Source organism: Microbacterium schleiferi (genome assembly GCF_015565955.1).
Taxonomy (GTDB): domain Bacteria; phylum Actinomycetota; class Actinomycetes; order Actinomycetales; family Microbacteriaceae; genus Microbacterium; species Microbacterium schleiferi_A.
In genome coordinates, this window is the sequence record NZ_CP064760.1 from 603,695 (window position 1) to 623,146 (window position 19,452).

Below are 19,452 nucleotides of genomic sequence, written 5' to 3' on the forward strand. Positions count from 1 at the left end.
TGAGCCAGACGGGTCTAAGGGATGATGCAGTGGTGAAGCGGGAAGCGGCGATCGGGGATCCGATCGTGCGCCTGCGTCATCAGCCGCACCTGCAGGCGGGGCTCGTGATTGCCGCATGTGTCGTCCTGCTGGTCGATGGCCTGCGCGGGGGGAACTGGTCGTACTGGTACGCCATCGACGGCCTGGCGGTCCTGGTCGTCGGACTCGGTGTCATGATCTTCGTCGCCGTCACGCGGCCATCCGGGCCGGGTCGCTGGATCGCCGTCGTTCCCCTGGCCGACGTCATCGGTGTCGCGCTCATCTGGCCCGGTGTGCAAGGCGTCGTTCCATCGGCGGCGCTGCTGTTCCTGCCGCCACTCATGTGGATCGGGCTCGCTTTCTCCATTCCGATCGCCGCTTTCGGTGTCGCGCTGACGTTCGTCGCACCCCTCGTCACACTCGCGCAGGAAGGGGGCCTTTCGCTCTCCGACGATGCCCTCCTGAGCGTGCCGGTGTTTCCGCTGGTGGGTGCGCTCATTGCCGCGTCAGCTCATGTGGTCGGGCGTCTGCTGCGGAGGGAATTCGAGCGGGGCGCCGAGGCGTACGACCGAGTCCTGGTCACCATGCGAGCACAGCGGGACCAGGCCGAGGTATTCCGATCCGTGCTCGACGCGAGTCCCAACGCGATTGCTGTCATGACGCCGCGAGGCCGCATCCTGCACCGCAACGACTCCTTCGATTCACTGGTCGAGCGCGCCGGACTCGAGGCGGCAACCGACTGGTCGGATGGTCCGGCTTCCCACGTCTACGGCGAGGACCGGAGGACTCGCGTGCTGCTCGACCGGCAGATGCTGGCACGGGTCGCCAGCATCTGCCGGTCGAGCAGCGAGCGGCGCACGATCTGGGTCGGGTCGCCCGGTGACCAGCGGGCGATGAGCGTCACGGTCAGGCCGATCGCCCGCGGTGACGACACCATCGGTGCGGCGTTCATCGCCGCCGACATCACCAGCCTTGTCGACGCGGTGGACGTGCGAGATCGTTTCCTCGACATCGCCGGTCATGAACTGAGGACACCGCTCACGGTCCTGCTGGGCGAACTGGATCTCCTCGACCTCGACGGAGCGCCAGCCGGGCAACGCGCGCGTCTCACCCGGATCGAGGCTGCAGCAACGAGGCTGCGGAACATTGTCGACAAGGTCATCGCTGCAGGTCGCCAGCAGGTGTCTGCATCTCGGGAGGTGACCGATGCGTCGTTGATCGTGGCGCAGGCGGTGGCCAACTGGCGGGCTGCCGCCGACGAGCTGCGGGTCGACCTCTCGATCCGGGAGATGTCCACGTTCCTGGCATACGTCGACTCCTCCCTGTTGCGCCGTGCGCTCGAGGAGGTGCTCTCGAACGCCCTGCGCTTCACGCCACCGGGTGGAGCCGTCCGCGTGAGCGTAGAGCGCGAGGATGGGCAACCCGTGATCGTCGTGAGCGATACGGGCATCGGGATGACGCCGGGGGAGCAGCGGCGCATCTTCGAGAAGTTCTATCGCACCGAGAGTGCCCACCGCAGCCAGATCCCCGGCTCGGGATTGGGGCTGCACATCGTTCGTACGATCTGTGACCAGTGCGGGATCGACGTGTCCGTGCGGTCCGCGCCCGGGCGGGGGACATCCGTGCGACTCGCGCTTCCGTCCGCGAACCGGGCCCCGAAGCCGGCGCCGGATCGCGATGTCCGCCCGGGTCGCTGATCACGCGTGGGCGACCGAACGCAGCGTCGTGTCCCGCACGAGATCCCTCACGACACGGGGAACATCGTCGAGCGCGATCTCGACGCCGACTCCGCGCCCTGCGTCGATGACGAGCCACGACTGATCCTCGTCCGCGCGTCGCAGGATGCCGACCTCGAGGTCCACGTCGTCCCCGGCATCCGCTGAGTCCACACTGCGGACGCGTGCTCGTATCGCGACGCCCGGGCTGCGGTGATCCTCGTCCGCCGAATGGTTCGTCGCCGCGTGCGCCGTTGCGCACCAGCCGTACTCGCACATGCCGCTCCTTCTCAGGCGGGTCGACGAAGTCCGCCAACGGTGTCGGGGGTGGGCACGGTGCGTTCATGACACCAGGGACCACCGACATCGTTGCGGGAAGACCCGTGTGCGCTAGCGGCCCGGGGCGATCCCCCGGGCATCAGGGGGAAGGATGCTGCGGAGCGGAACGTCCAGCACCTCGGCGAGCGAGACGAGCGTGCGAAGCCTCGGGTTCGCGGGCGTTCCCGGGTTCGATTCGCCCTTCTCGAGCTTGCGATAGGTGAACGTCGAGATGCCGGCCGCGTGCGCGACACGCTCCTGAGACAACCCGCGATCGGCGCGGGCGCGGGAAAGCGAGACGCCCAGCGCCTCGACATAGGCGGTCCAAAGATCGTCGTCAGGGGTGGCCACGGATACAGCGTCGCGGACGAGTCGGTGATACATGCACATGTATACCTTCTCATTTGGCGCCACCGTCCGCGCCGTGATCTCGGCATCTGGGTGCGACGACGGTGCTGCGCTGCGGTTCCGTGGCGGCGCCGGAGGGATGTGCGCGGATGCTGTCGGCGGATACGGCCGAACCGGCAGTCGCCAGCGCCACCCCGACGACGAGCGCGATCAAGCGCCAGTCGCGACGCGATCGACCACCTCCGCAGGCAGTCCCGATCTCGCCCGTCCGCTGCTCCGACCCCGAATTCTCGAAGAGCATGTATACATGCTACACGACCGCGGTGACATCATCCGGCGGGTCCCCGGTCCGCGCGCCTGCAGCCCGCTGGCCGCTCCCGTAGGGTGGGCACATGGATGCCGCCATCGTCGTGACCGGACTGCGACGCTCGTTCGGTCGGGTCGAGGCGGTTCGCGACGTGTCGCTCTACGCCCGACCCGGCGCGGTGACGGGTCTGGTCGGCCCGAACGGCTCCGGCAAGACGACGCTGTTCCTCATGCTCGCCTCGCTCTTGGCCCCGGACGCCGGAACGATCCGCATCGGTGACATCGATCCCGTCGAGCAGCCGCACGCGGCGCGGGCAATCCTCGGCTGGATGCCCGATGCCCTGGGGACCTGGGGGGCGCTGTCTGCGCGCGAGACGCTCATCGTCACCGGCAGGCTGCACAATCTGTCCAAGGATGCCGCGCGTGCCCGGGCCGACGAGCTTCTCGAACTCGTGGAACTGACCTCCCTCGCCAAGGCTCCCGCCCGCGTGCTCTCGCGCGGCCAGAAGCAGCGACTCGGGCTTGCTCGCGCGCTCGTGCACGACCCGCGCGTGCTCCTTCTCGATGAGCCGGCATCCGGGCTCGACCCCGCAGCCCGCGTCGAGCTTCGCCACCTCCTGCGCCGCTTCGCCGCTGAGGGGCGCACGGTGCTCGTCTCCAGCCACGTCCTGGCCGAACTCGAAGAGGTCATCGACGACGCGGTCTTCCTCGTCGCGGGCAGCTCGGTCGACTCGGGGACGGCGATCGCTGCGCGGCGCACCCGCGACTGGCGAATCCGACTGCTCGGACAGCCGCCGGATTCCGCGGCATCCGTGGCCGCGGCTCTCGAGTGGCCGGCCGACGCCGTGCGCGTCGACCGCGCGGATGTCATCATCGCGCTCGCGACGGATGACGACGCGGCAGGGGCCCTCCGCCGGCTCGTCGAACGCGGCGTGCCGGTCAGCGAGTTCGCGCCCGCCGTCGGTGACCTGGAACAGACGTTCCTCGACCTGCGCGGAGGTGAGCGCTCGTGAGCGGAGCCCGACTCGGGACCCTCATCCGTCTCGATCTGACCCAACGGGTGCGCAGCGTCGCCTGGTATGTGATGCTCGGCGTCTTCGCGGCGATTCTCGTCGTCGTGACGGCCCTCTCGCTCTTGGCCTTCTCGTACACGGGAGCAGCGGGTGCCGGCCTCTATTCGGTGGTCGTCTTCGTCGTGCTGCTGCTGGCCGTCCTCGTCTCGCCGACCCTGTCGGGCAACGCCATCAACGGCGACCGGGATGCCGCGAACCTCGCGCCGGTTCAAGTGACCCTTGCGACGACCGCCGAGATCGTGCTCGCGAAGTTCCTGGCCGCGTGGCTCACGGGTCTCTCCTTCGCCGTGATCGCGGTGCCGTTCATGCTCGTCGCAGCCTTCAGCGGCGGGGTGGACCCGCTCGTCGTGCTCGTGTCGCTCGTCGTGCTGATCGTCGAGCTCGCGATCATCGCCGCGATCGGCGTGGGTCTGAGCGGCATTCTCGCCCGTCCGCTGTTTTCGGTTGCGGCTACGTATCTGGTCGTCGCGGCCCTCGTCGTCGGGACACCCATCGCGTTTGGGCTCGGTGGCGCAGCGATTCGCACCGAGGTCACCCAGTCGTCGCGCTCCTACGTCTACGACGATTCGGGTATGACATCGAACCCGCCCGAGTGCGGTCCCTGGGACACGTTCACCTACGAGGTACCGAGGTTTGACGCTGTCTGGTGGATTCTGTCGGCGAACCCGTTTGTCATCCTCGCCGACGCGACCCCGGCGCGCTTCGACTCGAGCGGCTATCCCGAGGATCTGTTCGGCAACTTCGCCTACCTCGTTCGGAACGCCCAGATCCCACCAGAAGACAGCGTGACCTGGGACGACTGCACGCAGACGGTCCGCTTCACCGAGACGCCCGAGGACATCTACAACCAGACCACCCCCAGCTGGTTCGTCGGACTTGCCGTGCAGATCCTGCTCGCCGGCGGGCTGCTGTGGTGGGGCGGATCCCGCACGCGGACGCCCTCGCGCACGCTGCCGCCGGGAACGCGCATCGCATGAGTCAACTCGCAGTAGCGTGAGGGGATGAGTTCGGCGGTGCGGCGCAGCATCCTCGCCGTTATCACGGCGACGGTCTTGCTTGCCGTGGGCGCTGGCGTCGCCGTGGTCGTGACCGATGCTCTCGGCATCCGCACCGAACCCGCCGCGCAGATGCAGCCGCAGCCGCCGGAGGTCGCCCCGGCGACCGACGTCGCCCCGCCCCCGCGGTTCACGACTGTCGACGCGCCGAGCGGACCTCGCTACGACGCTGCGCTGGACGAGCTGCTGGATGCCGTCGCCGATGCTTCGCGGAGAGGCTCTGACGCGTCCCTCACGATCGAGGTGGGGAACGATCCGGACGACGAGACCTATCGCCTCGAGGGCGATGCGGGTGAGCTGACGATCGTCGCGGCGGGGGAGTCGGGCGCGGTCCGCGGCATCTACGACATCGCTGCCCGTATCCGAGCCGGGGAGCCCGCGGTCGTCGACCTCGGCGTCGAGGTGGCCTCGCGCCTCCCGTTCCGGATGGTCGACCTCGGCGCTGTCGGCGTCGTGCCGGATGCCGAAGCCTGGGCTGCCGGCACCGACTACTCACACGCATCCCGGGCCTTCGAGAACGTCATCGTGCCGGACGCGCCGTACATTGACGAGGGCGCTCTCGCGGAGGCGTACGGAGAGTTCGACGCGTTCCTTCGCCATGTGCTTGCCGATGGATACACCGCCGTCGCCTTTCCCGGGTTCGTCGAGTACGTGACCTTCGACGCGGTGGACGGTGTCTACGCTCCGGACGATGATCATGCAGCACGAGCGCGTGCGCTCCGGGAGGCGTTCACGCCGTTCTGGGACCGCGCAGACGAGCTCGGCATGGACGTCTTCCTGCGCACCGACATGCTTGCGCTCACCAGCCCGCTCGAGCAGTATCTCGTGGGCCGGTTCGGGTCGCTCGACACCGCCAACCCGGAGCTGTGGGACGTGTACACGAGCGGACTCGATGAGCTGTACGCTGCCGCGCCGGCCGTGGACGGCATCCTGCTTCGCATCGGTGAGGCAGGCGAGGTCTACGACGTCGATGGTTGGGACGTGTCCTCGAAGCTCGCGGTGACCGAGGCGTCTGACGTTCACGCGATGCTCGAGGCGTTCACCGCGCAGGCCGAGGCTTCCGATCGCGAGGTGATCTTCCGGTCGTGGAGCGTCGGGGTCGGCGCTGTCGGCGACATGCACACGAACGTGCAGTCCTACGACGAGGTGCTCGCCGGGATCGACTCGCCGGCGCTGATCGTTTCGACCAAGTACACCCTCGGCGACTTCTACAGTTGGCTGCCTCTCAACGACACCCTCGCGCAGGGGGACCAGCGCCGGATCATCGAGTTTCAGAGCCGGCGCGAGTTCGAGAACTTCGGAGCGTTCCCGAACGACCTCGGGCCCGAGTACCAGTACGCGCTGCAGACGCTGCTCGCCGAGAACCCCCAGATCGAAGGCGTCTGGGTGTGGACCCAGGATGGCGGCCCGTGGCGTGCGGGCCCCATGACGCTGTACCTGAAGACCGGATTCTGGCAGCTGTATGAGCTGAACACCCAGCTCGCGGGGGCGTTGGCGCGGGATCCGGATGCCGATGTCGCCGCGATCACCGCGGGGTGGGCTCGGGAGTGGTTCAGCGATGACCCGGCGACCGTGTCGGCGATCACCGAGGCGATGGCACTCTCGCGCGAAGCGGTCACGCAGGGCCTCTACATCGAACCGTTCGCCGAGCAACGGGTGTTCGCGATCGGTCTCGAGCCGCCACCCATGATGTGGATCTTCGAGTGGGACATCCTCACCGGCGACTCTGCCGTGCTCGATGTCATCTATGAGGTTTCCCGCGACCAGATCGATGACGCGATCGCCGGGGGAGAGCGGGCCGCGGCTGCTGTCGATGAGATGCAGGCGCTCGTCGAGGCCACGGATGCAGCCACCTGGCGTGACCCCGCGATGCGGGAGGCGTTCGTCGGAACCCTTGCGTATGAAGCTGACGTGTTGCACCTGCTCTCGACGTACCGGGCGATGATCCTGCATCAGGCGCAGTGGCACGACACGGGCTCTGCCGACGCGTACGCCGCGTGGCAGAGCGACCGGGACGCGTTCGTCGCGCTCGCCGCCGAGCACACGGCGACCTACACCGGCGATGTCAACTACCCCGCGTACAACCTGACCGCTGCGCAGTTGGGTGTCGAGCGCGCGGACCGCGACCTGGCGATGGCGTGGCTTGCCCGCATCCTTCTCGTTCTCGCGGTCACGTGGGTGGTGATCGGGATGCTGTCGGCGCGGACCCGCCTGGTGCGCCGACCTGGTGCGGCGGCGGCGCGGGCGGCATGGCTTGCGGCGACGCGACCCTGGCGGGCGCGGGAATCGACGCTCGGGATGCTGCCCCTGGACCGCTGGCTGTTGATCATCGTCCCGGGCGGCCTGCTCGTGGCAACGCGCGCCGTGCAGACTTCGTTCTTGTCGTGGACCCACCTTGCCGTGGTGTTCGGGGCCTGGCTGGTCTTCCTGCTCGTCGTGCGCGCGTTCGTGCGCGAGCGCTCGCCGTGGCCGGTCATCGCTGCGGTCGGTGGCGTTCTTGTGCTGCGCAGCATCCTCACGCTCTTCGCGCTCTCGTTCACGGGTCCGGGCGGATACTGGTTCATTTTCTGGACCGATCCGCTTCGCCGCTCGATCTACATCACGATTGCGTTCGCCCTGTTCGTGTGGCTGTTCGTTGCGGCGGGGTGGGCGCTGTCGAGCCAGTTCGGTGCGCGCCGGGCTACCGGAATCGTGCTCGCCGGCATCGGCGCCGGGCTCGCGATCCCGGCTGTGGTCGTCGGGCTCGTCGGGCTTGAATCGGCGCTGACGCTCTGGAACGACGAGATGGGACTGCTGCCCTGGGGTCTCGCGCGAATTCTGGGCATCACGACGTACCTCGATATCCCACCCGAGACACCCTGGTTCGCGGCGGGAGTCGGCGCGGTCGTGGGGCTCATCGGCGTGTTCCTCGCTGTGACCTGGCGGCGCGATGAGGTCTCGTCGTGACGATCTAGCCTCGGAGTGATTCGCGGGCACCATCCGCTGCCGTTGCAACCGCGCCATCATCGAGCAGTGCCGCCCAGACGCTCAGTTGGCTCAGATCGGCATTCGGCGGCGTACGCAAGGGTGTTCCGCGGCACCGCGACCCGGCATACGGTCGCGTCATGTGGTTCGACAGCTGGTCAGATATCGTCCGGGTTCTTCTCGTCGGGATCGCGTCCTACGCGTTCCTCATCGTCTCGATCCGGGTGTCGGGCAAACGCACCCTCGCGCAACTCAACGCCTTCGACTTCATCGTCACTGTCGCGCTCGGCTCGACGCTGGCGACGATCCTGCTGACCTCGGATGTTGCGTTCGTCGAGGGAATCGTCGCTCTTTCCCTGCTCCTCTTGCTGCAGGCGGTTGTCGCGTTCGCCGCGGCGGTCTCGCGCCGCATCCGCAAGCTCACGACATCCGCGCCCACGCTGGTGTTGTGGGACGGGCAGATGGATGAGGCTGCCTTGCTCCGTCAACGGATCGCCCGTGCCGATGTCGAACAGGCGATTCGGCAGAGCGGTACCGGTGACCTCGGTACCGTCGCCGCGGTCGTGCTCGAGAGCAACGGGAAGCTCAGCGTCATCTCGCGCGAGCATCTCGGAGATGCATCCGCGCTCGGTGCACTTCGTCCGTCCCTGACGTAACCCCCGAGCGTGCGACGATGGAGCGACTGACGTTCGATCGAAGCGGGGGCTCATGAACGACGGACGAGGAATCCATCGAGGGATGCTGATCGGTGCGCTTGTGGCGGCATCCGTTGTGCTTGCGGGCTGCGCGGGGCAGGCGATGGGTGCGCCCGCGTCCACGGCCACCCCGACCGTCTCGGCAACATCGTCACCCGACGGCGTTTCCGGAACCGGGCCGACGGGCTTCCCTGGCGTCGACTTCCCCCTTGAGGCAGGTGCCCGCTCTGTCTCGGTCGAGTTCGCGTGCAGCAGCGGCGCCTACTCCGTCGAGCTCTCGGATTCGATGATGCTCGGGCAGGCGCCGGTGTCGGGGGAGTGCGCCGCCGGCACGGCGACGCTCACGTGGCCGATCACCGAGCGAACCACCGAGACGCTGAGTGTCACCGTTGCCGAGGGCGTGGACTGGACAGCCGTGCCGACCTTCTCCGACGAGAGCTTCGCCACGGATGCCACCATCGCAGCGGACTGCGAGCAGTTCGGGCCCATCTACAGCGCGTTCATGAACGCAGACCAGGGGTACACGTTCTACGGCGAACTGGATGCCGACCACTGGGCCGCGCGCGTCGACGAGGCGTCGGCCGAGCTCGGATCCCTTGCGGGCTCTGCTCAGTCGGAGCTTCGCGAGAGCTTCGAACGGCTCGTCCCTCTTGTCTCCGCTCGCGCCGACCAGGTCGGACAGGTCATGCACCCCGACCTCGACGGGCCACTGTCCGCAATCAACGCTGCCTGCAACGCGAACCAGACACCGCTCATCGTGCAGGGCGAGTTCGGCGGCTAGGCGGCTCGACCCCCAGTGCGTTCTCGACGCGACGGCGGGAGTCGAACCCGCTGCGCAACCGGGTATGAACCGGTGCCCGGAACCATCCGGTTCGCCGCGATAGGACCCAACGCTAGCTCCGACTCCTGACGCGCACCTGGCGTGTTTCTGACCGTGACGTCACATGTCGTCATCCGTCAGCCCGGTCGCGAGCAGATGCTGATGGGCGAGCCGGCGGATTGCGAGGATCGCTGGTTCGTACATCGCAGTGCCGAGCACGGCGTAGGACACCTGTTCGCTCTCGTTCAGATCGGCGAGCGGCGCCAATTCTGCTGCCGCAATCTGTGCCAAAGGTGCGGCGTAGCGCGTCGCGGTCTCGGCATCCCAGGCGAGTCCCGCCGCCTCGATGCCGCGGATGGCTGCCTCCAACTGCGCAACGGCGGCGAAGCGCTCGTCGTACGTGAGTCCCAGCATCTCGATCGTCTCGCGGGCGCGCTCGGTGCTGGCTTCTTCGGCGTACGGCGGCAGGGCGCTGACGGCCTTCCCGAGGGTCGCGTACGGCGAGTCCTCGGGCGCGTCGACGAGTGCCAGGATCTCCTTCACGCGTGCGAGGGGCAGGGCGCGCACATCGCTGAGCGCCTGAATCAGGCGCAGGCGCGCGAGGTGCTGTTCGTCGTACTCCGCGCGGGTCGCCGACGTCGTCGCGCCGCGGGGAAGCATCCCTTCGCGGATGTAGAACTTGATCGAGGCGACGGGGATGCCGCTCTGCTCGGAGAGTTCAGAGATGCGCACGCTGCTCCTTGCTTAGATAGTTTCACTATCTTATATTGGGTAGCGCCACTATCCAATGCGCGCCGTCGGCGCGGAGAGTCGAGACGGAGCATCCATGTCCCCGATCATGTCGATCGTTGTCGGCGCCACCCTGCTGACGGTCATCACCATCGCCTACGGCGGCACGTTCGTCTTGCGTGCGACGACCGGCGGCTACTCCTTCAACCCGCTGCAGAAGACGTTCTTTCGTGCCGGTCACGCCCACGCCGGCGTGCTCGTCATCCTCGGGATCGTCTGCGCCTTCGCGCAGGCCTCTGCGGGCGTGACGGGAGGCTGGGAATGGGCGGCCGTCGGCGTGCTCGCGTCGGCGATTCTCGTGCCCGCCGGGTTCTTTCTGTCGGTGATCGGTCGCGATCCGCAGAAGCCGGGCCGGGCGATGGCGCTGCTGTGGGCCGGGGTCGTGGTGCTCGCGTTCTCGCTCGCGGTGGTCGGAGCATCCGTCATCGCGGCGGGGATCTCGGCGCTCGGCTGAGCTCCCGGGATCAGCGAGCGACGGAGTCGGCTGCCCGGTCGAACTGGCCGCCGCGGCGCTTTTCGACGATCTCTTTGCCCAGTGGCATGAGCGAGACCGGAACGAGCTTGAAGTTCGCGATCCCGAGCGGGATGCCGATGATCGTGAGGCACAGCGCCAACCCCGACAGAATGTGCCCGATCGCCAGCCACCAGCCGGCGAGGATGACCCACACGACGTTGCCGAGGAACGAGAAGACCCCGGAACGCGGATGGTCGACGACCTCGCGACCGAACGGCCACAGGGTGTAGATGCCGATGCGGAACGAGGCGATGCCCCAGGGGATCGTCACGATCAGGACACACAGGATGACGCCCGCGAACATATAGCCGAGGAACAGCCAGAACCCCGACAGGACGAGCCAGATGATGTTCAGGAGGGTTCGCATGAAGTCCATTGTGGGCGTAACTCCTGTGCACGAGGTGGGATTCGGGAGAAGCACCTGGCTGGGTGCGGAGTGAACCGAGGCAGTTCTGCCGGGCCGATTGCAGGATCAGATGTGGTTCGGCGTCATCTGAACTGCCCCGATCCGGCATTCATCCTGCAATCGGCACGGCATCGCGGGGATCAGTCGGCGGTGCGGCGGCGCTGGGTGCGCCGCAGCAGTCCCGCCGCACCCGCAACCAGCAGGACGATGCCAAGACCCAGGATGAGGATGGCTATGCCGGTCGCGGCATCCACAGTGAACGCACGCTCTACGGTGGCGGTGGGACGCGACGGCTCGGACACGAGCCACAACCCCCCGATGGCCACTGCGGCGAAGAACAGCCCCCACACCACGGCGGCCCAGCGGGTCCGCGGTGCCTCGACGCCCGTCTCCGCAGGGGTCAGCTCGGCAACGCGCACCGGCGCCGGCGGCTCCTGGGTAGCCGGCGCCGGGGTGAGAGGAACGGATGCGGCGTCCGCCGCTGCGCCCTCGGCGGCCGGCGGTCGAAACAGCGGCGGCGTGTCAGCGGCGACGACCTCGAGGATCATCGTGTCATCGCGCTGGTCAGTGCTTTCGGCGCTGTCGCGGTCGTCGGCGTCGGTGTTCTCGTTGGGGGACGCGGGGGTGGAGTCGTTCATGGACATCGTGATCACCTCGAAGTGGAGTCAGGGTGTGCGCCCTCCGGCGCGGGAGTGGCGGACATGGTGGGGAGCGGCTCCGGCGCCGTGTTTCTGAGCGGATCCCGGTTGTCAAGATTTGTGAAGAAGAGGCGCACCTCGCCGCTGTCCTGATCGAGGACGACGCGTTGCGTTGTCACGACGGGAATCTGAGGGTAGGCGAGCTGGATCTGCAGCCTGCCGTCGTCGTCGGTGGGCACCTGCTGCGGACCGACATACTCTTCGGTGCCCTCATCCCAGCGCTCGTACCAGACCTCCGTATCGCCGAGGTTTGCGTCGAGGTCGAGTGCCACGCCGGGCCACACCACGATGCTCGTGTAGCCAACCCCTTTCTCGATCCGTATCGGCGGTGGTTCTTCTGTCGGAAGCGGCATCAGTTCGAGGTGGAGGTCCCCCTGTTGTTGTGCAATGGGGGCCAGACGGTCAACCGAATTGGCCACGCTGATCCTGAACGTGCTGACGTAGGTCGCGATCGGCGGAATCACGGCTGCCGCCGTCCCTCCCAGCAGCGTGACCACTGTCGCGAAGGCGAGGAAGCCGCTGCGTCGTCGCAGTAGCCCCGCGACGATCATCGCCACGGCCAGCACGAGCGCCGCGGCGAGCAGGCCATACGCGCCAGCGGTCGCTGTGTTCATCGGATTGATCGCGATGTGCCACACTGCCGTCCCCGCACCAGCGACCAGCGCCACTCCGAGCACTGAGACCACGAATGCGCCACTCGCGCGGGGACGGGAGAGGCGACGGATGCGGCGCGTGTCGTTCGCAGCTGCGGCGAATGCCGCGGCCTCCGCCTCGCGCTCGCGCCGGGCCTGGTCGCGAGCGATGCGGTCGGCATCCTTCTGGGAGCGTCGCCACGCATCGTTCTGCGCGCGCCATGCGTCGTGGCGTGCTCGCCACTCGGCGATCTCGGCGTTGCCGGCTCCCCGCTCAGGGGGAGCGGCTCGGCGGGCGGTGTGCTTGGTGCCGCGTCAGCCGCGGTCTCGGCATCCGCGCCCTCCGGAGAGCCCGGATCTGTCCTCGCTGCCGCCGCCTCTGAGCCGCTCGGGGAGGCCGTTTTGCTTGCACGGGCCACGACGATCACGAGACCGACCACCAGGGCGAGCCCGACGATCCAGCCAATGACGCTGAGCGTGCCAGCCTGCCACCACGGTGTCATCCAGCCGGACCATGGCGCGACGGGCACGAACCCGAGCGCCACCAGGATGATGATCGCCACCATCGCGGGGTCGGCGCGACCACGCAGCGCCTCGCGAAAGTGGATGCGGCCGCCGATGTCGGGCAGGAGCGCCCACGCGATCGCGTAGACGAGAAGCATCGGGAAACCGAGCACGGCTGCCACGACGACGACGCCGCGAACGATCGCCGGGTCGATGCGGATGCGTGCCGCGACGCCCGCGCACACGCCGCCGAGCCAACCGTCGGCGCGGACGACGCCGAGTCCACGGACCCAGGCGAAGAACCGGTCCGAGCCGGTCGGTGCGCCCGGCGGCGCGGGAGGCGGGCCGGGATCGGTCGCGGGAGTGTCGGTGGAAGTGCTCATGCTTCGATCGTGGCAATCGGGGGGCCTCGCCGGCCATGGGGTGATCCCCTGAGCGCACCCTGATTCCGGCATCCGTGGCTCACGATCTCGCGGTGCGGATGATTGGATGGCGGCATGTCCTCGGCCACCGCCCTTCCCGCGCGCCCGCCTCTGCAGCGGCCGCGCGTGTGCCTCGTGTCGGGCACGTCGGAGGGGCTGTCTGCCCACCTCGGGTGGAGCATTCTCGCGGTGCGGATGCTGTTCATCGCGCTCTGCCTCCTGTGGGGCGCCGGCATCCTGCTCTACGCATGGATCTGGGTGTTCACCCCGTGGCAGGACGGCGACGAGGCGCCTTCACGACAGGCCCCGGTGGCGTGGGTCCTTGCATCGCTGTCGGTGGTCGCGGTGATCGCCGCGTGCGTCGCGGCCGCCGTTCTGTCCCGCGGGGGAGTGGTCTACGCGACGAGGCCGGAGTGGTGGGGTGCGGTGCTCACGGCGATTCTGCTCGCAGTGACGGCGGGCGTCTGGGCCACCCTGGTAGACGCTCCCGACCCGGCGCGGGGTCCGCGTCACGCCCTGTCGGTGCGGATCGCGGCATCCGCGGCCCTCGGCACTCTTCTGATCGTGCAGCTCACAACCCTGCAGCAGGGCGGTCTGGTCTCCTTCGCCGGCGCCCTCGTGCTCATCATCGGGATCGCGCTGGTGCACTCCTCGCTGCTGGTCGAGCAATGGCGGGCGCTGTCGGGGGAGCGGGTGCGCCGCATCCGCGAAGAGCAGCGCAGCGAGATGGCCGCGCACCTGCACGACTCGGTGCTGCAGACGCTCGCGCTCATCCAGAACCGCGCGGGTGCCTCGAGCGAGGTCGCCCGCATCGCCCGCGCCCAGGAGCGGGAGTTGCGCGGCTGGCTCTACGACGGCGATGAGCCCGCCGACAGTGATCTGTCCACCGACCTGCGTGACTACGCGGCGGCGCTCGAGATCGACTACCCCGTGCGGATCGACGTCGTCGCCGCCGGCGCGTCGACCGAGCGAGCTAGCGGCGAGGTCGCGGCTGCCGCCCGGGAGGCGATCCTCAACGCGGCGCGCCACGCAGGGGGTGAGGTCTCGGTGTACATCGAGGGCAGTGCGACATCCGTCGACGTGTTCGTCCGCGACCGCGGGCCGGGCTTCGATCCCGATGCCGTGCCCGCCGACCGGCTCGGCGTGCGCGAGTCGGTCATCGGACGGATGCGCCGCGCGGGCGGCACGGCGACCCTGCGGCGCGGCGCCGGCGGCGGCACCGAGGTCCACCTGCGGCTGGGAGGAACGGCATGAGCGGCATCCGTGTCGTGATCGTCGACGACCACTCGATCTTCCGCTCCGGACTGCGCTCGACCCTCGACGGCGTCGAGGTCGTGGGGGAGGCCTCGGACGTCGAATCCGCCGTCGCCGTCATCACGGCAGAGCAGCCCGAGGTCGTGTTGCTGGATGTCCACCTTCCCGGCGAGACGGGCGAGGTCGCTGCCGCGACCGGCGGCGAAGCCGTCATCCGTCGCGCGGCACCGGCCGCGCCCTCGACCCGGTTCCTGGCGTTGAGCGTGTCGGATGCCGCCGAAGACGTCGTGCGCGTCATCCGCGCCGGCGCTCGCGGCTACATCACGAAGGGCTCGTCGGTGGCCGAGGTCAGTGCGGCAGTGCGGGCCGTGGCCGAGGGGGACGCCGTCTTCTCGCCGCGGCTGGCCGGCTTCGTGCTCGACGCGTTCGGTGCGGTCTCGGGCGAGACGGCGGCAGCGAGCGACGAGCTCGACCGGCTCTCGGCGCGCGAGCAGGAGGTCATGCGGCTCATCGCCCGCGGCTACGCCTACAAGGAGGTCGCGGCGGAGCTGTTCATCTCGATGAAGACGGTCGAGACGCACGTCTCGGCGGTGCTGCGCAAGCTCCAGCTCTCGTCGCGGTACGAGCTGACAGCCTGGGCCTCCGCCCGCCGCCTGCTCTGAGCCGACGGCGCACCGCTGGTGCCCGCCGTGCCGATCGCAGGACGAATCGTCGATCTTCCGGTGTGGCCGGGGCAGAGAGGTCATCTCATCCTGCAATCGGCGCGCCCGCGCTGTGCCGCCCATACCGGAGATGCGCAGGGGCGGGCCGGAGGCGAGCAGGTGCGGCCCCGGGTGATCAAAGTCTCGGCTGGGCTGGGCTGGGCTGGGCTGGATCGGATCGCGGAGCGGGCCGATCGCAGGATGAAACGCTGATCCTGCGGTGTGGGCGCGGCAGCGAGGCCATCTCATCCTGCATTCGGCACGCCGGCAGTCGAGACAGCGCCGGAGCGCGCCGGACGCGGACATGTGACCGTCAGCGGACGAGCCGCTCGCCGGCGCGAACCGGCACGGCCCAGCGGTTGGTCGGGGGCGGGAAGACACACACGTAACCGTCCGAGAACGCACACGGCGGCAAGTAGGCGCGGTTCAGGTCGACGGTGACCAGTCCGTCGGATGTCGGCGCCGACATCCGTAGAAACCGGAACCGGTAGCTTTCGTTTCCGCTGGTTGCGTCCGAAAACGCAGCGAAGAGGGAACCATCGTCGAGTGTCTGTACGCACAGCGTCACGTCACCGTCCGGCAGCGTGAGGTCGAGCTCTCCGTCGAAGTCGCCAGTGCTCTGGTGCCCGTCGACGGCGACGGTGGGAACGTCGCGGTGCGGGGTGCGACGCAGCCGCGCGACGAGACGCATGCGGTTGTCGACAGGCCAGCGGTCAATGTCGGAGATCCCCCGGTGCGCAGGGGCTGAGGGGTCATACACGCGGACCGCGACCGCTCCGTCGCGCTCGAACCCCCGAAGCTCGAGATCCCCAGACTCCCAGCGTTCTCCGGGGGCCAGGCTGACGAATCCGTCCCCGACCGATCCCACCGCGCGGTCGCCCTCGGCGTGCCAGCGTCCGGGGACGCCGTCGAAGGCGCGCGGCGTGGGATCGAGCCAGTGCGTCGCGGCGAGCGTCGCGATCCCGCCCGGTGACCATACGGCGGTGTCGCGGCGCGCGCGCCATTCCTCGTCGGTCGTCATGGCCGTCCTTCCGTTCGGGGGTGGAGTGGATGCCTCACTGTCGGCCGAGCCGGAACAAACGGCCGTGAAACATATTGTTACACCATCGAAATCTGAGGATAGATAGCATCTCGCTATGGATCGAGGAAGCGACATCGACATCGACGCGCTGACGCGAGCGCTGGATGTGCACTCGCTTCGGATCCTCGTCGCGATCGATCAGACGGGCTCGATCAGCGCTGCTGCGCGATCCCTGGGCTACTCGCAACCGACGATCACGCAGCACGTGCAGCGGCTCGAAGCCCGTCTCGGAGTGGCGCTGGTGGTCCGTACCGCGCGGGCCGCTCGACTGACGCCTACCGGCGCGTTGCTGGCCCAGCACGCGCCTCGGATCGACGCGAGTCTCACGGCGGCGGCCACCGAGTTGGCCCGGATGCTGGGGCGCCGTGCAGACCTCGTCCGCATCGCCGCCTCCGTCGACGCGGTGGCAACCGTGGTCGCGCCCACCCTGGGTCGCCTCGCCGCCCAGCAGCCCGACATCGATGCCTCGTTCGTGGAAGCCTCCGACAACGCCGCGGCACTCGCCCTCGTGCAGGACGGTCGCGCCGACATCGCGGTGACGCTCACCCTTGCCGTCAGCGGCGAACGGCATCCGATCGCCCGGCGCAGCGGAATGCGCTCGACGTTCTTGTTCGCCGAAGAGATCATCGCCCTGAGCGCCGCGGAGATCTCCACGGCCGGGGGACGCATCGATCCCGCGCTCCTTGCCGACGAGATCTGGATTCGTGGCGAGGGTTCACCGGGCGACCTGCTGGTCGAGCGCCTCGAGCGTCCCCGGGCCGGGGATGACATCCAGGTCTCGAACGCCGCGGCTGCCGTCGCCCTCGCCCGCCACCGCGTCGGGACCACGTTCGTCGCCGAGAGCGCGCTGGCGGGAATCGACCTTCCCGACGGCGTCCGCGTGTGGGGGCTGGCGCCAGCGGTCACCCGTCGCGCGACGGCAACCGTGCTCGTCGAGGCCGCAACGATCCCCGCCGTCGAGTCGGCGCTCCGCGTCCTCGCCTCCCTTCGCCCCTCGCCCGCCGACGTCGAGGTCATTCTCGACGCACGGCGACGCAGCGCCAGCCACCGTGCCCGTTTCGGGGCACCCGGCCCGACCCCAACCGCCCGAACCGCACCCACAGAGGAGAGTCCCATGCCCTTCCCGTCCACCGCCCGCCTCGCCCAAGCGGGCGCCGTCGTCGCCGCGGGGGCGCTTTTGCTCACCGCGTGCAGCGGCGACCCCGCGCCCTCGGCGAGCACTGCCCTTGCTGACAGCGGCGAGCAGATCGACAGCATCACGGTCGCTCTGCCCGGCTCGCTGTCCAACCTCTACGTCGGCCAGGAGTCCGGCATCCTGAACTACTACATCGCCTCGATCGCCCAAGAGGGTCTCGTCGCGATCGACGCTGACGGCGCCATCCAGCCGGCGCTGGCCGAGTCCTGGTCGCAGCCCGACGATGTCACCTACATCTACGAGCTTCGCGACGACGCCATGTTCCAGGACGGCACCCCGGTCACGGCCGATGATGTCGTCTTCAGCCTCAACGAGGCCCGCGACGAGACATCCTCGCCGGGACTCGCGTACTACATGACCAACGTCGAGTCGGTCGAAAAGACCGGCGACAGCGAGGTGACGATCACCCTCACCGAGCCGGATGCCGCCTTTGCGAAGAACATGAGCACCGGTGGCGCTGCCTTCATCACCTCGAAGGCGTTCTGGGAAGCCAACGACGGCAACGTCGGCACCGCGTCGTCGCTGCTGCTGGGTACCGGCCCCTACAAGGTCACCGAGTTCGCGCCCGACTCCCACGTCACCTTCGAGCGATCCGATACGTGGTGGGGCGAAGAGCCGAAGGTCAAGAACATCACCGTCAACTTCATTCCGGATGAGTCGACGCGGCTGCTGGCTGCGCAGTCCGGCGATATCGACGTTGCCTTCAACGTGCCGCTCGCGCAGTCCACGCAGTGGGAGAACCTCGACACGATGCGTGTCGACTACGTCAACGACCTGTCGTACGTCGGTCTGTACTTCAACACGACAGTCGCCCCGTTCGATGACCCCAAGGTGCGCGAGGCGATCGCCCACGCCGTCGATCGCGACGCCTACGTCGACAAGCTGCTGCGCGGACACGGCGAAGCCGCGACCGCGATCATGACCCCCGAGTCCCTCGCCGCGGTGTACTCCCCGGATGTCGCTCGCGAAAAGCTCGCCGAGATCCCGCAGTGGGACTTCGACCTGGATGCTGCCAAGGCCGCCCTTGCCGAGTCGGGCTACCCCGACGGGTTCGAGGCCGAGATCCTGACCCCGAACACGGGCCCCCAGCTCGGCACCGCCGCGCAGGCTCTCTCCCAGAATCTCGCCGAGATCGGCATCACGCTGAACGTGCGTGAGGTTCCGATCGAGGAGTGGCTGGCCAGCCTGGACGCCTCCAGCGACTACGGGCTGAACATGATGTGGTACTTCTCGACGCTCGGCGACCCCGCCGAGATCCCGAGCTACCTCCTCGGCGTCGGCAACCCCGCTGCGTACGACAACCCCGAGATCATGTCGCTGCTGTCGGAGGTCGGCGCCGAGTCCGACCCGAGTGCACGGATCGACCTGCTCATCGAGGCCGAGACGCTACAGGCCGAGGATGCCGTCAACATCCCGCTCTGGTGGGGCCAGTCGGCTACCGCGTTCGCCAACGACCTCGGGATGAACGACTACAGCTCCTTCGCGTTCATCTCGTCGTGGCCGACGCAGCTCTACCGCGCGGCCCAGTAACCGCACCAGCTCAGATAGTGACGAACCCCTGACAGTGATGGAGTCAGATCAATGACGGAGTCCCCTCAATGACAACGGGTTCACCGCTCCGCGCACGCGCACCGCGATCACGGCCCCTTGGCCGCATGCTCGCGGTGCGCGTGCTGGGCATGATCGGCGTGCTGCTTGTGCTGTCGATCGTCGTCTTCTCGCTCATGTATCTCGCTCCCGGCGACATCGTCAAGAACCTGCTGGGAAACCGCCCGACATCGCCCGAGGCGGTTGCGGCGATCCGTGCGCAGTACCACCTCGATGAGTCGCTGCCGGTGCAGTACCTCCGCTGGCTGGGGGCTTTGTCACCGGTGACCTCGGCGAGTCGATCAGACTGCAGACGTCGGTTGCCGCCGCGATCGGATCCCGTGTCGGGCTGACCGC

Annotated in this window: 19 protein-coding genes and 1 tRNA gene; 11 read left to right on the forward strand and 9 right to left on the reverse strand. The window is 68.5% G+C overall.

Annotation, left to right across the window (positions count from 1 at the left end; all coding sequences use genetic code 11):
- Positions 1-32 precede the first annotated feature (32 nt).
- Complete coding sequence (locus IT882_RS02915; protein WP_195693096.1) at positions 33-1,715, forward strand: sensor histidine kinase; 1,683 nt, start codon at positions 33-35, stop codon at positions 1,713-1,715.
- On the opposite strand, the gene IT882_RS02920 is transcribed toward IT882_RS02915, so the two are convergent.
- On the reverse strand, positions 1,716-2,012 hold the full coding sequence (locus IT882_RS02920; RefSeq protein WP_195693097.1) for a hypothetical protein: 297 nt from the start codon (positions 2,010-2,012) through the stop codon (positions 1,716-1,718). It abuts the gene before it with no gap.
- 111 nt (positions 2,013-2,123) lie between these two features.
- Positions 2,124-2,402 carry a helix-turn-helix transcriptional regulator gene (locus IT882_RS02925; RefSeq protein ID WP_229382266.1) on the reverse strand — a complete coding sequence of 93 codons (279 nt, stop codon included), beginning with the start codon at positions 2,400-2,402 and terminating at the stop codon, positions 2,124-2,126.
- Positions 2,403-2,791: 389 nt separating this feature from the next.
- On the opposite strand from IT882_RS02925, the gene IT882_RS02930 reads away from it, so the two are divergent.
- From IT882_RS02930 to IT882_RS02950, 5 genes are all read left to right on the forward strand, one after another.
- A complete protein-coding gene (locus IT882_RS02930; RefSeq protein WP_195693098.1) occupies positions 2,792-3,718 on the forward strand; it encodes an ABC transporter ATP-binding protein in 927 nt (308 codons plus the stop codon).
- On the forward strand, positions 3,715-4,755 hold the full coding sequence (locus tag IT882_RS02935; RefSeq protein WP_195693099.1) for an ABC transporter permease: 1,041 nt from the start codon (positions 3,715-3,717) through the stop codon (positions 4,753-4,755). The genes IT882_RS02930 and IT882_RS02935 overlap by 4 nt, the downstream gene beginning before the upstream one ends.
- A 24-nt stretch (positions 4,756-4,779) precedes the next feature.
- Positions 4,780-7,779 carry a hypothetical protein gene (locus tag IT882_RS02940; protein WP_195693100.1) on the forward strand — a complete coding sequence of 1,000 codons (3,000 nt, stop codon included), beginning with the start codon at positions 4,780-4,782 and terminating at the stop codon, positions 7,777-7,779.
- A gap of 158 nt (positions 7,780-7,937) precedes the next feature.
- Complete coding sequence (locus tag IT882_RS02945) at positions 7,938-8,453, forward strand: DUF421 domain-containing protein (protein WP_195693101.1); 516 nt, start codon at positions 7,938-7,940, stop codon at positions 8,451-8,453.
- A gap of 52 nt (positions 8,454-8,505) precedes the next feature.
- A complete protein-coding gene (locus IT882_RS02950) occupies positions 8,506-9,273 on the forward strand; it encodes a hypothetical protein (protein WP_195693102.1) in 768 nt (255 codons plus the stop codon).
- Positions 9,274-9,299: 26 nt separating this feature from the next.
- Here the strand turns inward: IT882_RS02950 and IT882_RS02955 are convergent.
- A tRNA-Met gene (locus IT882_RS02955) sits at positions 9,300-9,372 on the reverse strand.
- 60 nt (positions 9,373-9,432) lie between these two features.
- Entirely contained in the window at positions 9,433-10,044 is a 612-nt protein-coding gene (locus IT882_RS02960) for a MerR family transcriptional regulator (protein ID WP_195693103.1), read from the reverse strand.
- A gap of 94 nt (positions 10,045-10,138) precedes the next feature.
- On the opposite strand from IT882_RS02960, the gene IT882_RS02965 reads away from it, so the two are divergent.
- A complete protein-coding gene (locus IT882_RS02965; protein WP_195693104.1) occupies positions 10,139-10,555 on the forward strand; it encodes a hypothetical protein in 417 nt (138 codons plus the stop codon).
- Positions 10,556-10,565: 10 nt separating this feature from the next.
- Here IT882_RS02965 and IT882_RS02970 read toward each other — a convergent pair whose 3' ends face one another.
- From IT882_RS02970 to IT882_RS02985, 4 genes are all read right to left on the reverse strand, one after another.
- Complete coding sequence (locus tag IT882_RS02970; RefSeq protein WP_195693105.1) at positions 10,566-10,982, reverse strand: YccF domain-containing protein; 417 nt, start codon at positions 10,980-10,982, stop codon at positions 10,566-10,568.
- Positions 10,983-11,161: 179 nt separating this feature from the next.
- Complete coding sequence (locus tag IT882_RS16235) at positions 11,162-11,665, reverse strand: hypothetical protein (protein ID WP_229382267.1); 504 nt, start codon at positions 11,663-11,665, stop codon at positions 11,162-11,164.
- A 5-nt stretch (positions 11,666-11,670) separates the two neighbouring features.
- A complete protein-coding gene (locus IT882_RS02980; protein ID WP_195693106.1) occupies positions 11,671-12,357 on the reverse strand; it encodes a hypothetical protein in 687 nt (228 codons plus the stop codon).
- On the reverse strand, positions 12,330-13,238 hold the full coding sequence (locus tag IT882_RS02985) for a PspC domain-containing protein (RefSeq protein ID WP_195693107.1): 909 nt from the start codon (positions 13,236-13,238) through the stop codon (positions 12,330-12,332). The genes IT882_RS02980 and IT882_RS02985 overlap by 28 nt, the downstream gene beginning before the upstream one ends.
- 114 nt (positions 13,239-13,352) lie before the next feature.
- On the opposite strand from IT882_RS02985, the gene IT882_RS02990 reads away from it, so the two are divergent.
- Together IT882_RS02990 and IT882_RS02995 are read left to right on the forward strand one after the other, a co-directional pair.
- On the forward strand, positions 13,353-14,531 hold the full coding sequence (locus IT882_RS02990) for an ATP-binding protein (RefSeq protein ID WP_195693108.1): 1,179 nt from the start codon (positions 13,353-13,355) through the stop codon (positions 14,529-14,531).
- Positions 14,528-15,193, forward strand: coding sequence for a LuxR C-terminal-related transcriptional regulator (locus IT882_RS02995; protein WP_195693109.1), 666 nt, complete (start codon positions 14,528-14,530; stop codon positions 15,191-15,193). The genes IT882_RS02990 and IT882_RS02995 overlap by 4 nt, the downstream gene beginning before the upstream one ends.
- A gap of 352 nt (positions 15,194-15,545) precedes the next feature.
- Here the strand turns inward: IT882_RS02995 and IT882_RS03000 are convergent, their stop codons facing one another.
- Positions 15,546-16,253 (reverse strand): DUF1684 domain-containing protein, encoded by a 708-nt coding sequence (locus IT882_RS03000; RefSeq protein WP_195693110.1) that lies wholly within the window; start codon positions 16,251-16,253, stop codon positions 15,546-15,548.
- Positions 16,254-16,368: 115 nt separating this feature from the next.
- Here IT882_RS03000 and IT882_RS03005 point away from each other — a divergent pair, with 115 nt between their 5' ends.
- Both IT882_RS03005 and IT882_RS16240 read left to right on the forward strand, forming a co-directional pair.
- A complete protein-coding gene (locus IT882_RS03005) occupies positions 16,369-19,038 on the forward strand; it encodes an ABC transporter substrate-binding protein (protein WP_195693111.1) in 2,670 nt (889 codons plus the stop codon).
- A 68-nt stretch (positions 19,039-19,106) separates the two neighbouring features.
- The gene (locus IT882_RS16240) at positions 19,107-19,448 is read left to right on the forward strand and encodes a hypothetical protein (protein WP_229382268.1); all 342 of its coding nucleotides are present in this window, start codon (positions 19,107-19,109) and stop codon (positions 19,446-19,448) included.
- Positions 19,449-19,452: the final 4 nt, after the last annotated feature.